The sequence below is a fragment of the Methylobacterium sp. J-088 genome (assembly GCF_022829295.1).
Lineage (GTDB): Bacteria > Pseudomonadota > Alphaproteobacteria > Rhizobiales > Beijerinckiaceae > Methylobacterium.
In genome coordinates, this window is record NZ_JAKSYH010000269.1 from 47,085 (window position 1) to 59,856 (window position 12,772).

Sequence of the window (12,772 nt, forward strand, 5' to 3'; positions counted from 1 at the left end):
ACTTGGCCATCCCTGCTGCAGCGAGGAAATCAGCATGTCCGAGACCATGTCTCAACGCCGCCGGAGCGGTGCTCCTGATCGCTCAGAGTTGCCGAGCTATCTCGTATCAGATCCGCGCCGAAGGCGGGGTCCCTCAACCAGAGAACTTGCCCAAGGCTTATGTTGTTTCTCGATCGGCCTCGGGTTGACGGAAGTGGCGTGCGGCGGCGCCATCGCACGCTGGCTCGGGATGCCGCGCTCAGCAGCAATCATCCAAGCGTACGGCGTGCGCGAGATCCTGCAAGGGGTCGGGATCTTAGGTGCAAGCGATCCAACCCCTTGGATCTCGGCACGCGTGGCCGGGGACGCGCTCGATATCGTCACGGTGCTGCCTGGGTTGGAGGGCCACAACCCCCGAAAGGACAATGTGCTGATCGCTCTGGTGGCTCTGGCCGGCGTCACCGCCGTCGATGTGATCTGTGCACGGAGCCTCTCGGACGCGCCGCTCGCTCCGTCTGAGAAAGTCCGACGCGATTATCGCCGCCGCAGCGGCTTCCGGCGTGGCGCCGAGGCGATGCGGGGCGCGGCACGTGACTTCAAACCGCCGCCCGACATCATCGGCCCAGAGGCTATGCGTCCTTGGGTGCTCACTAACGCCTGAGGTTCGCATGGAAGCGGACGTCCCCGTTGCCCGCCTTAGGCTGGAAGCGCGGGCGGAAACGACGTCCGCTTCATGGCAAAGCCGCTCAGAAGCCGACCGGCTCCAATCCACCCTTAGCGGCCATTCAGCATCCGGCTCAAGCCAACCGTGCGACCGGCCATGTGCTTGTCCGAAAAGACACCCTTCGGTTGGTTACTCAGGGAAACGGCCGACGCGCCGACAGCAGGGAGAGGCTCAAACCAACAGCGATGCCCGCGGGCACGCCTGCGCTTGACGCGCGTCGGCCCAACTGGGACACGGCCGCCGCGTTCCCGGATCCCGACCCGCACGATGCTGCTCAACCGCCTGTTTCCTGTCTGCGCCGTCCTGGCCGCGGCCGTCGCCTATGGCGCGCCGGGCGTGTTCCTCCCAGTGCTCCCGCACGTCGCCGCCCTGCTGGCCGTGATCATGTTCGCCCTCGGCGTGACGCTGACGCCCGCGGATTTCGGTCGGATCCTGGCCCGGCCCGCGCCGGTCGCGGCCGGCGTCGTCGTGCATTACCTCGTGATGCCCGCCGCCGCCTGGGCCATCGCCCATGCCCTCGGGATGGGTACGGATCTCACGACCGGCATGGTGCTGGTCGGCAGCGTCGCCAGCGGCACGAGTTCCACGCTGATGGTCTACATCGCCGGCGGCGATGTCGCCCTGTCGGTGACCATCGCCACGGCCTCGACGCTGGTGGGCCTCGTGGCGACGCCACTCCTGGTGCGCTTCTACGTCGACGCCGCCGTGCCGGTCGATGTGGCGGGGCTGCTGGCCAGCCTCGTGGAGATCGTGGCCGCACCGGTGGCCCTGGGGCTGGCGCTCAACCGGCTCGCGCCGCGGCTCGTCGGGCGCCTTGAGCGCGCTCTGCCCGCCGTGTCGATGGTCGCCATCCTGCTGATCATCGGCGCCGTCGTGGCCGGGAGCCGGGCGAGCATCGCCGTGGTCGGGCCGCTCGTGCTGCTGGCGGTGGTGCTGCACAACGGCGCTGGCTTGGTCTGCGGCTACTGGAGCGGGCGCCTGCTCGGCTTCGACGAGGGCACCTGCCGCACGCTGGTTCTGGAGGTCGGCATGCAGAATTCCGGCCTCGCGGCGGCGTTGGGCAAGCTCTATTTCTCGCCGCTGGCCGCCCTGCCGGGGGCGGTCTTCTCCGTGTGGCACAACCTGTCGGGCTCGGTCCTGGCCGGTTACTGGTCGAGCCGGAACCCGACCATCGCCGCACGCGGGACCACGCCCTCGTAGCGGGACCGCTGCCGCGACAGCCTCGATTCGGCCGGGGCTGGCCTTGCGCGGCCCTGATCCGGTACAAGCCACGCTCGGCCAAGGCCTGAGCGAACGGCCCGGACCTTGCGCGGCGCGTCCGCGCGCGGCCACCCGGGCGTCAAAGCGAGAGACATCCCATGTGCGGCATCGTCGGCATCGTCGGGCGCGACGCGGTGGCGGGGCAGGTGATCGAAGCCCTCCGGCGGCTCGAGTACCGCGGCTACGATTCCGCCGGCATCGCCACCCTGGAGCACGGCCACCTGGAGCGGCGCCGGGCCTCGGGCAAGCTCGTCAACCTGGAGGCGCGTCTCGTCCAGGAGCCGCTCGCCGGCACGATCGGCATCGGCCACACCCGCTGGGCCACGCACGGCCGGCCGAACGAGACCAACGCCCATCCGCACGCCACCAAGCGGCTCGCGGTCGTGCACAACGGCATCATCGAGAACTTCCGCCAACTGAAGCAGGAGCTTGAAGCCGACGGCATCGTGTTCGAGACCGAGACCGACACCGAGGTCGTCGCCCAGCTCGTCAGCCGGAACATGGACCGGCGAATGGCACCCGTCGAGGCGGTGGCGGCCGCCCTGCCGCGGCTCCGTGGTGCCTTCGCGCTGGGCTTCATCTTCGCCGGCGAGGAGAATCTGCTGATCGGCGCCCGCCACGGCGCGCCGCTCGCGGTCGGCTTCGGCGAGGGCGAGACCTATCTCGGCTCGGACGCCCTGGCGCTCGCCCCGTTCACCGACGCCATCACGTATCTCGACGAGGGCGACTGGGCGATCCTGACCCGGAACGGCGCCGAGATCCGCGACGCGTCGGGCACCACGGTCGAGCGCCCGCGCCAGAAGATCGCCACGCAGGCCTACCGGATCGACAAGGGCGAGTATCGCCACTTCATGGCCAAGGAGATCCACGAGCAGCCCGAGGTGGTGGGCCGCACGCTGGCCCATTACGTCGACATGGCACAGGGGCGGGTGATGCTGCCCGAGCCGCTGCCCTTCGACTTCGCCAAGCTCAGCCGCATCACCATCACCGCCTGCGGCACCGCCTATTATGCGGGCCTCGTCGCCCGGTACTGGTTCGAGCAGGTGGCGCGGCTGCCGGTCGATATCGACGTCGCGTCGGAGGCCCGCTACCGCGAGGCGCCCCTGGAGCGGGACGGGCTGACTCTGGTGATCTCGCAATCGGGCGAGACCGCCGACACGCTGGCGTCGCTGCGCTACGCGAAATCCCAGGGCCAGCACACGCTGAGCGTGGTCAACGTGCCGACCTCGACCATCGCACGGGAATCCTCCGTCGTGATGCCGACGCTGGCCGGGCCGGAGATCGGCGTCGCTTCAACGAAGGCGTTCTCCTGCCAGCTCACGGTCCTGCTCTGCCTCGCCATCGCGGCCGGCCGGGCACGCGGCACCCTCGACGCGGCGGGCGAGCGGCGCTTGGTCGACGCTCTGATCAAGGCGCCGGGCCTGATGGCGGAGGCGCTGACCCAGGAGAGCGCGATCGAAGGTCTCGCCCGCGAGGTCGCGAAGGCGCGGGACGTGCTCTATCTCGGTCGCGGAACCAGCTACCCGATGGCGCTGGAAGGCGCGCTGAAGCTCAAGGAGATCAGCTACATCCACGCCGAGGGCTATGCGGCGGGCGAGCTGAAGCATGGGCCGATCGCACTGATCGACGAGAGCGTGCCGGTGATCGTGATCGCGCCGCACGACGCGGTGTTCGAGAAAACGGTCTCGAATATGCAGGAGGTCGCCGCCCGCGGCGGCCGGATCGTCTTGATCGGCGACGCCAAGGGCGCGGCGGAGCACGGGCTGGAGACGATGGCGACTTTCACCATGCCGGCGCTCGACGCCACGGTGGCGCCGATCGTCTACGCGGTGCCGATCCAGCTGCTCGCCTACCACACGGCGGTGTTCATGGGGAAAGACGTGGACCAGCCGCGGAATCTGGCCAAGTCGGTAACGGTGGAATAGCCGCGCCTTCGCGCACGCCCTGTTGTGTCCGGCGAATGAAGTTGGGTGAAAAAATAAAGTCGGGTGAAATAATTAGTCGAGTGAAACATGCGAGTAAATAAAGTCGGGTGAAACTGAACCTCTCACAGGGGGCGTCGGCATAGGGCCATTATATCGCCCCCAAAAAGCCGCGCCCCAATCCTGTCCCATGGGTACCAAACGCCCAACGCAAAGCCGTCTGGCTCGATCACCGGCCGGCGTTTCCAGGAGATTCTGGCTGCAGTGACGTTGTCGGAGGAACCTTGGGTGGGTCTGGTGACGGAAATGGCGGTGCTGCACTAGGAGCCGGGCTTGGCTGAGGTGCCGCCGACTTTTCTTGAAGCTTGTCCGGCACGCCTAGTGTCGGATTTCTTTGGGCAGGCGTCGCGGCCGCCGGGACTGGGGTCGCTGCCGACGCCGAAAGCTCACCCGACCAACAGCTCATGTAAGGAACGTTGGTCACTCGATACGCGACGAACGTGGCTACCGCTGCGCCGACGACTGCGAGCACTCCAACAAACCCCAGAAACCGCCGCTGCCATTTTATGCGACCGGCAAGGGTGACGAAGATCGTATCGAACTGATCGCTGACTGCCGCAAAGTCCCGTTGGAACTTGGTTTTTTGGCGCGCGATATCGTCGGAGATGGACGCGAGGGTCGCCCACTGATTTCCGATGGCGATCGCCAAGAGCGCGACGAAGATCCACGCCCCTACGACGACGGCGAAGTTGGTCCAGAACTCGACGCCGCAGGCCGATGCGACTTTCAGCTGCGAGGCGACGATAACAGTCGCGACGGGGATGCCGAGCAATTGGGTTTGGATATCGATGATCGTTTTGTGGATCTTGTTGAGATAATCGATGCGCGCGGCTTCGATCTCGTTGCGGATCTTCGAGTAGGAGAAGCTGGACGCGAACAGCTTGTAGCCGTTGCGGACCTCCTCGTTCACCGCGCCGAGGTTCGCGATGAGGTGTCGAAATCGACCGGCAACCGGCTGAGACGCACAGATGCCGATGACCGCTTCGGCGAGGATCGCGAGTTTCTGATCTCTGTGAATTTCGTCGGCGCAGGCATTGAGAATGGCGTCGGCGTCGGAGACGCTCACACGGTCCAAGTCGGCGGCCGTATACGCCAGCGGAACGCTGAACTTGCCATCCTTGATGAAGATCAATTCCCTTTTGGATTGATCGACATCAGCCGCCGCTTCGCCGACGAGCTTCGTGACCTCAAGGACCTTGCGATAGGTCCCCAAGCGCTCGGGGCAGGGGGCGATGTCCGGAGTGATACCGCCGTCGATGACGAAATAAGCGCGTGGCTCTTTGACCCGCGCATCCGGCGTATCCAACAATCCGTCGAAGTCACGAACCAGGGGCCCGAGCGCAGTCCGCGGGGGGCCAACGCGGACTGATACGATTTGGCCAACGCGAAGCGCGTCGACGTCCTCAACCACAGCGATGTCCGCATCGGCGGCGACATCCTGGTCATCTTCGATGAGTTGGATGACCTCCAGGACTTCAGAGGTCGCAATCGACAGCCTTCCCTGATCGCTGTTCTGATCGAAGGCGATATGACGATACAGCAGGGTCAGCTGGTCGAACGTGATCCTAGCCATCTTGGCTGTACTCGGCACGCAACTGCGCTTTGAGATCCTCTGGCAGGCCCGACAACGTGAGGGTGTTGTCCTCAGCGTTGAACCGCACGTTTCCGCGGGTGATCGCGTCTCGGTTGAACTCGATGCTCCAGGTTGGAGTCTTGCCCTTGAATTTGACGAGCGATCCGAGGGGTCGGCGATCGGGCACGAACCCATCGTTGAGGCGAAGATCCGGATTGGCCAGAGCCGTCATGAGCCTCTCGGGATCCTGCGGGCTCAATTCGTTGGCGAGAGCCTCGAAGCTGAGTTCCTCCTGGGCCTTGGCCGACCGCTCGCAGATGGCTTTTGCGCGGGCGAGGAAGTCATCCTTGACCGACGTGTCCATAGCTTCATCGGTGGCGAACGCCATCAAGGCCTGGACGAGATCGGTCGTGTCACGTCGGTTCTCGACCGTGAGATCACAGCCAAGGAACTCCTTGAAGTACTCGGAGACTTCCCGCTTGCCCTTCAGGAAGCCGATGTAGCGCTCCTCGCCACTGTCCCAGCCGGTCATGTTGATGCGGCCCGCGAACCGAAATCCATCCATGTCGAGGTGGCGGACATCGCGAACATCGAGGTCGCTCGTCATCGACGCCCCGAGCTTCTCGTTGACGATCGCGATGAGGAGGTACTGCCGTTCTTCGCGCTCGAATTGGGCGAAGAAGACGTGGCCACCTGTGGCCGCGCCCTTGTAGCCAGCCTGAGCTTTGAGCGTTTCCATCATCTTGTGCGTCAACGTCGTGAAATCGCTGGGCTTGACGTCCAGGTAGGCGCGAAGATGCTTTTTGGTGGGTAGACGATCTTCATCGACCGCGAATTTGCCGTAAGATTTGGAGGTTCGCTTGGCGTAGAGATTAGTCAGGTCGTCGATCACGCGTTGCATGGTCTGAGTAACTTTCAGATCGCTTTTCCCGTGTTTTACGACGAAAGCCCCCTGGGTTTTGGTCAGGTCGTGGATCGCGACGCGGATAATGGTGTTTGTCACCTGTCCTCCCGGCGGCGAATGCGACGACCTCAGGTGTCGTTCACTGCGGCCGAGATTGGCTGGGCGCAAGGACGCTGACAACCCAGACGATGCGATCGAGCCCCTGTCTCTCGCTTCTCCCACGTCCAATTCGAACGTGCAGGCGCTGGACCCGCGTTCACGTGACCTCCTATTTACACCTTGAACAAAACAAGAACAAGCGTCGCTTGGCAACTGCGCGCCTGCTACGTAGAGGCGCAGAAGTCTCCTCTGCTGATTGCCAATGCGGATTTTGCAGACGGCGCGTTCCCGGGCCTCAGACTGCGAGGGGGTCGATCGATTTGGCCGTGTCGTCGCGCGCTGATCGAGTACCGAAACCGGTGGCTAAGTCGCAGCATATACTCGGCATTCGCGCTAGACGCTGATGCATTCATCCCCGTTATCCACACCCCCCTTGATCGGAGCCGGCCTCGAGCAGCGTCCGACCTTGATGTAGAACAGAAAGTGAACAGAATGCGCGAAGCCCTCGGCTCCTTCGCATTGGCTGAGAGAGGTCATTCGCGTTCACGGAGGCGGCACAGCGGCGATGAGTGCTATCTGCGAAGTCTGTGGCCGCCGACATATTATCATGGCCAATCCGAGGTTGTGCCTCGCCTGCGCGGTCGGCCTCACTCATCGGTGCCCGGGATGCCAGGAGGTCGTACCCGGATCCGGGAATGCTCCCTATTACCCCTGCACTCGCCGTCGTCTTGCCTGGCTGGCGATCGGGGCGGAAGCCCGAACGATCTCCCACCCGTGGCTCGCCGAATTATTCAGGGCGTTCTGCAAGAGCGGAAGCATCCCGCTTGAGGCTAAGATCGCGGACGATCGGATCGCCCGCGCAGCCGCCGCCTGCCGTCGCATCGCGCTTCACGTTACAGATCCCACGGACCTCGCGATGGAGAGGCAGCCAAGCTGATGCTGTCAGATTGCTCTCCAAGCTGTCGTAGAATGTTGATGCGATCGCGCGGCGCGACCTGCGTTGCACGCGCTGCCCAGATCGATCGGGCCGTCGAGCAGCGAGGCTCGGCAAGTACAAACGATCTCGTGATCAGATTTAGTGTAGAGTGCGGATTTTCATCTAAAAGTCTTGATCGATCTCGGACTTCTATCAGTACATGGGTCGATGACTTCGTGCTTACTGCGATAGAAAAGCGTTCATGTGGTCCACATACGTGCGAATTGATCGCCTCAATCGCCGGGTCTAGTGTGGCTTGTATCAGGAAGTCCCTGTGCCAGCGGCACGGATATGGGATTGCGACAGGTGTCTTGAATGACTTGAACCCTCTGGCAACGTCCGCCTTTGATCCTGAGTCAAAGAACAGGGACTGTTTCTCGCCAAAACCAGTCACTGGATATATCTACACTTTCCATGATCGATAGTGCCGGCTCAACTGGAAGGTAATGTTCAGCCGATTATTGCTTAAAAAAACGCCTGAATGGCATCGCGCATTAATCTCCGGAAGCCGTATTCATGGGCTCGGGGATGCTAGTTCCGTTGAGCTGTCTCAACGAAGCACGCCTCTATATACAGGCACTTTTCGCCTGTTTGCAATCGTCGCAGAGTCCTTATCGGATGACGGTAATTCCGGGGACAAATATGAGGCGCGAGTGGTTATATACGGAATATCAGGATCTGTTAAAACGGCTTCGTCTCTGGGGATGCCGGCTTGGTGACTTTCTGATTGTGGCCGTTTGACTGTTGATCGACCCAGTCCGTGATCAGCTGGAGAATTTCAGGGCGGCATTCCTCTCGACCTGAGGCGACCAGCCGGTGTAGTTGACCGTCGATGGCAGCTTTCAAGGACTCGTCACGCGAATCTGGGGGCCCGAGGGGCAGGTCGTGCATGATTAGTAGGTCTAGAAGATAGGCGACCACCGTAGGCGGTCCTTGACGTGCCCAATCGTGCACGGTGCGCTCCGCGACGCCAATCTCGGCCGCGAAACCAACTTGTGTACGCCCGAGCAGGCGTAGACGTGCTTTGAAGCCAACACCGTCCATCATCATTGTTCATACGAGTGCAACGAACGAGCTCCTAGGCGATGCGTTTGCTCGCGGAGAGCGCGGGCTGCGAGGATGGCACGGTGAGGTCATTCCTTCCAGAGTGGCGACGCGACGCTATGGTTCCTTCGGAGAGGCGGCCGCGCAATGTGGCTTACGCCGCTCCCGGTACATCCGGCATGATGACACCGCACCAGTCTCGGCCTCGAACGATAGGCGCCTTTACGGCGAACTCTCCTGCCAATCGGCGCCTCTAGATCTCAGGGTCTTGCAACCTCGACCTGGCAGCCTCGGACGCCGCGGCGAGTCCGCGACGCCGATCGGGCCGGAAGCTTGTACGACACGCCTGCCAAGCGCCTCCTGTGGACAGCTCCGACGGCGAATAGCATATGTTCGTTTTTTGTTCTAGAAGCGCTTCATCGCCTATGAAGCAGGCGATCTCCTGAATCAGACGTCCGCCAGTTGCTTCGACTCTGTCGAACAAGCGGCGTCACTGATCCATCGCAGCCCTTTTTGCTGACGGCCGCGGCCTCATGGCCGGCCATAGGAGATCTTGCATGCTCGCCCCATCGTCGTTGCCCCCAGCCGTAAATCCAACCAAGCAGGACGACACATCGTCCGACCAACTCGCACGCGCCTTCCTGCAACAGCTTGCCCAGGACGAGCGCAGGCGTCTCAAAGTCGGCCACCGCTCCAGCTCGTACGATCTCGATGCCGAGCCGATGCTCGACGAAGCCGATGCCGTCGAGCGGATTGTCGTTCAGGACGAGATCAACCGCCCCGAGAGCGCGCATGTGCCTGTTTCAGCAGACCTCGCCGCCGTCGCGGTGATGCTCGCACGGGCCATCGAGGCGGAGCCCGGTCTTTTGCGCCGCCTGCGCCGGGAAGCGCCTGTGGTCACGCTCGCCACGCATGTAGTAGATCTTGTCGAGCCCGTTCGCGTCGTCGCCGAGAAGTGCCTGTTCCGGCCCAACACCAAGGTGATGGATCTCGCCAACGGACGGGCGCGCGAGCTGAGCCGGCGGCATGCCGCCCTTTTCGTTTGCGACGGGATCAGCCGCGACGCACGGCCTGAAAAAGGCAACGAGGTCATCGGCACGGCCCTGCATGTCCGCATACCCATCGTTGGCATAGCGCCCGACCCTAAGCGACAGCTGCCGCGCGACCTGATGCGCTCCGCGGAACACCGAATCGGGTTGTCGAGCCTTGATCAGGCCGGGCTCGCCCTCGTGGTCGAAGCTGTCGTAGGCAGCCGGCCTTCGCGAGAGATCGATCGGGATCTCCTACGCATGATCGACATCGCCGATTTGCCGGTCGCCTTCCGCCGTGCAACCTCGCCCGATTCGTGCATCGAAGCGCTGCAGCGTATCGTTACCGCAAAGGCCGATTTTCTCGGCGAAGGTCCCGCCCTGGAGGAGCTCGATGGCTATGGAGCAGCCAAGACATGGGGCCTGGCCGTGGCAGCCGATCTCCAGGCGTATCGTGCGGGTCGTCTGACCTGGGCCCAGATGGACCATCGTGGTCTGCTGCTGTCGGGGCCGCCCGGCGTCGGAAAAACCAGTTTCGCGCGCGCGCTGGCCAAGAGCGCTCGCGTGCCACTGGTGGCCACCTCCGTCGCCGAATGGAACGCAGCCGACTACCTGTCCGGCACGCTCCAGGCGATCCGCAAGGTCTTCGCACAAGCGCAGGCGCAGTCACCCTGCATTCTGTTCATCGACGAACTCGATGGTATCTCCGACCGTGGTCAGATCCGCGGAGAGTACGTTCAGTACTGGACGCAGATTGTAAATCTCTTCCTCGAACTGCTCGCGGGCGTGGATGAGCGGCCCGGTGTCGTGGTCGTGGCAGCGACGAATCACCCCGAGATGATCGACCCTGCGGTAAAGCGGGCTGGGCGGTTGGACCGAGAGATCGCGATCGAGAGACCGGACACCACCGCGCTCGCCCAGATCTTCCGTCACCATCTCGGTCGCGAGATCCTCCCAGACGCTTCGATGCTTCCGCTGGCATTGGCCGCCCACGGCATGACGGGTGCGGATGCGGAAGCCTTCGTGCGACGCGCCAAAGGAACCGCGCGCCGCAATGGCCGAGCCGTGACCCTGGATGACCTTCTGGCCGAGATCCGGCAGGGGCGTCGCCCACTCCCGGCAGAGGTCAGACATCGCGTAGCGATCCACGAGGCCGGTCACGCGGTCGTCAGCCACTCGCTCGGCTTCGGCGCGCTCTTGGATTTGTCTCTAAACGATAAGGGCGGCCAAGCCTGTTGGGAGTTCATTGCAGACGGGGCCGCGACCCTGACCGAGTTGGAGAAGGCGTTGGCTTCGCTCCTTGCCGGTCGGATCGCGGAAGAGATCGAACTCGGTTCCGGATCGATCGGAGCGAGCTTCGGCGCAAGTTCCGATCTCGCCTTGGCAACCGGGATCGCGCGCGACATCGAGTTGACCTACGGGCTCGGATTTCTTGGCAACATCTACTTGAAGCCTGCCGCCACCGACATGATCCTCATCAAGGGCTTGCTGCCGGCCGTCGCTGAGCGCCTTAAGCGCGCGAGCGACCGGGCGCGGAACATCCTGATGGAACGCCGGACGGCATTGCAGGCTATTGCTCGCGAACTCGAAGGAGCCGGCTACCTTCCCGGTCGGGAAATCGACCGCATACTGGCTTCGGCTACAGAGCGAGCGAAGTCTGCGGCTACCGCAAGCGTCGGGGAGGACAAGTGATGTTCTCACTACCACCCGACATGCCGGACACCGGCGATCTGCAGCCGCTCTCGGACGCCATCGATTCACTGTGCGAGATCCTCGGGGGCGACCGAGAGGACGTCATCGAAGGCTTGGCCGAAATCGTTCGAAAGCGGGCCGAGTTCGAGCAGTGCAGACATGCCGGCAGCCAAGATGGCTGGTGCGAGCCTTTCGACTCCTGAGGGGGCGTCTCCTGTCGTCGTCCTGCGCTGCAGCGACCGAGGACCGTAATCGTGATCTTTCGGAAGAACATCACCATCTTCCGGCAGCAGAAGGCGAGAATGATACCCTTCGAAAGGACAGAATTTTGATAATCAGTACTCTTGATAGGGCGCATTCATTTCGGGATACGGAGGTGGACTTCTATCATCAAGCTTGTTCTGAAAAGCGTACGCCGTGCCTGCATCAACCCGTCGTTTGTTCCTATCCGGCGCGCTCGCCTTGAGCATCGGACCGGCCAGCGCCGCGACAGCTCCCCTGCGGGTCGTAGCCTCTTCGGTACCGCATGCGGAAATCCTCGAATTCGTGGACGAAAAGCTCGCCCCCGAACTGCCGCTGAAGATCATCGAGATCTCGGGCGATCTCCGCCCGAACACCCTGCTGCGTGACGGCGATGCCGACGCCAACTTCTTCCAGCACGTGCCCTTCCTCCGCTCGGAGGAAGCCGCCATGGGAATGCGCTTCGCCGTCATCGCGGCGGTGCATATCGAGCCCCTGGGATTGTACAGCCACCGTGCAAAGGCGCTCGCGGACCTGCCGAACGGCGGTGTCGTTTCGCTGTCGAACAGCGTGTCCAACACCAGCCGTGGGTTGTCGCTGCTTCAGGCCAATGGCCTGATCCGGCTGCGGGCGACGGACACCGGCGTGAACGCGACCTTGGACGACGTCAGCGAGAACCCGAAAAACTTCCGGTTCGTTGAGATCGCGCCGCCGCAACTGCCGCGCTCCCTCGATGACGTGGCGCTTGCGGTGATCAACGGCAACTACGCGCTCGAAGCAGGGCTGGAACCCGCGCGGGATGCGCTGGCGCTCGAACGCGCCGAGGGCAATCCGTATGCGAATGTCCTCGTCACGACCGAAGGCTTGGCCAAGGATCCCCGCGTGCTGCGCCTGGGAACGCTGCTGACCTCGGCGGAGGTCGCGGAGTTCATCCGCAACCGCTACCGTGGCTCGGTCGTCGCTGTCCGCTCTTCCTAAGCGGCGCGGTCCGGACAAGGCAGCCTTCGACAAGAATCCGCCCCTCTTCACCCTGGCCTTGCCGAGCCGGAAGTCCGGAGTCCACGACCGGCGATAAGAGCGCGTCCGCTTTCTCCGCCGATCGATTTCGAAGCGGACCGGCCGCTTTCGACCGATTTCGTTGAAAAACTCGTTCTCGTCCGAGATCGGAGCGTGAGCGGGATGAGCTCTCGTTCCCGAGCCGGGTGTCCCCTGCCGGTCAAGCCGGGCTCGGCTGCGGGACCGGGATGATCTTGGCGAGCTTCCTCAGGTTC

General features: G+C 63.3%; 7 protein-coding genes. 5 read left to right on the plus strand and 2 right to left on the minus strand.

What is annotated here, in order from left to right:
• Window positions 1–34 precede the first annotated feature (34 nt).
• From MKK63_RS29865 to glmS, 3 genes are all read left to right on the plus strand, one after another.
• A complete protein-coding gene (locus MKK63_RS29865; protein ID WP_244007983.1) occupies window positions 35–640 on the plus strand; it encodes a cyclase dehydrase in 606 nt (201 codons plus the stop codon).
• 330 nt (window positions 641–970) lie between these two features.
• The gene (locus tag MKK63_RS29870; RefSeq protein WP_244007985.1) at window positions 971–1,903 is read left to right on the plus strand and encodes a bile acid:sodium symporter family protein; all 933 of its coding nucleotides are present in this window, start codon (window positions 971–973) and stop codon (window positions 1,901–1,903) included.
• A gap of 158 nt (window positions 1,904–2,061) precedes the next feature.
• Window positions 2,062–3,888, plus strand: a complete 1,827-nt coding sequence (gene glmS, locus MKK63_RS29875) for a glutamine--fructose-6-phosphate transaminase (isomerizing) (RefSeq protein WP_244007988.1) — start codon at window positions 2,062–2,064, stop codon at window positions 3,886–3,888.
• Window positions 3,889–4,114: 226 nt separating this feature from the next.
• Here the strand turns inward: glmS and MKK63_RS29880 are convergent, their stop codons facing one another.
• The gene (locus MKK63_RS29880; protein ID WP_244007989.1) at window positions 4,115–5,518 is read right to left on the minus strand and encodes a hypothetical protein; all 1,404 of its coding nucleotides are present in this window, start codon (window positions 5,516–5,518) and stop codon (window positions 4,115–4,117) included.
• Complete coding sequence (locus tag MKK63_RS29885; RefSeq protein ID WP_244007990.1) at window positions 5,511–6,521, minus strand: nucleoid-associated protein; 1,011 nt, start codon at window positions 6,519–6,521, stop codon at window positions 5,511–5,513. Before MKK63_RS29885 ends, MKK63_RS29880 begins: the two co-directional genes overlap by 8 nt.
• 2,577 nt (window positions 6,522–9,098) lie before the next feature.
• On the opposite strand from MKK63_RS29885, the gene MKK63_RS29890 reads away from it, so the two are divergent.
• The gene (locus MKK63_RS29890; protein WP_244007991.1) at window positions 9,099–11,261 is read left to right on the plus strand and encodes an AAA family ATPase; all 2,163 of its coding nucleotides are present in this window, start codon (window positions 9,099–9,101) and stop codon (window positions 11,259–11,261) included.
• Window positions 11,262–11,723: 462 nt separating this feature from the next.
• Window positions 11,724–12,479, plus strand: a complete 756-nt coding sequence (locus MKK63_RS29895) for a MetQ/NlpA family ABC transporter substrate-binding protein (protein WP_244007994.1) — start codon at window positions 11,724–11,726, stop codon at window positions 12,477–12,479.
• Window positions 12,480–12,772: the final 293 nt, after the last annotated feature.

Bases quoted from the DNA above. Each gene is read 5' to 3' on its own strand.
- MKK63_RS29865 (WP_244007983.1), top strand. From the start codon at position 35: ATGTCCGAGACCATGTCTCAACGCCGCCGGAGCGGTGCTCCTGATCGC.
- MKK63_RS29870 (WP_244007985.1), top strand. From the start codon at position 971: ATGCTGCTCAACCGCCTGTTTCCTGTCTGCGCCGTCCTGGCCGCGGCC.
- glmS (WP_244007988.1), top strand. From the start codon at position 2,062: ATGTGCGGCATCGTCGGCATCGTCGGGCGCGACGCGGTGGCGGGGCAG.
- MKK63_RS29880 (WP_244007989.1), bottom strand. From the start codon at position 5,518: ATGGCTAGGATCACGTTCGACCAGCTGACCCTGCTGTATCGTCATATC.
- MKK63_RS29890 (WP_244007991.1), top strand. From the start codon at position 9,099: ATGCTCGCCCCATCGTCGTTGCCCCCAGCCGTAAATCCAACCAAGCAG.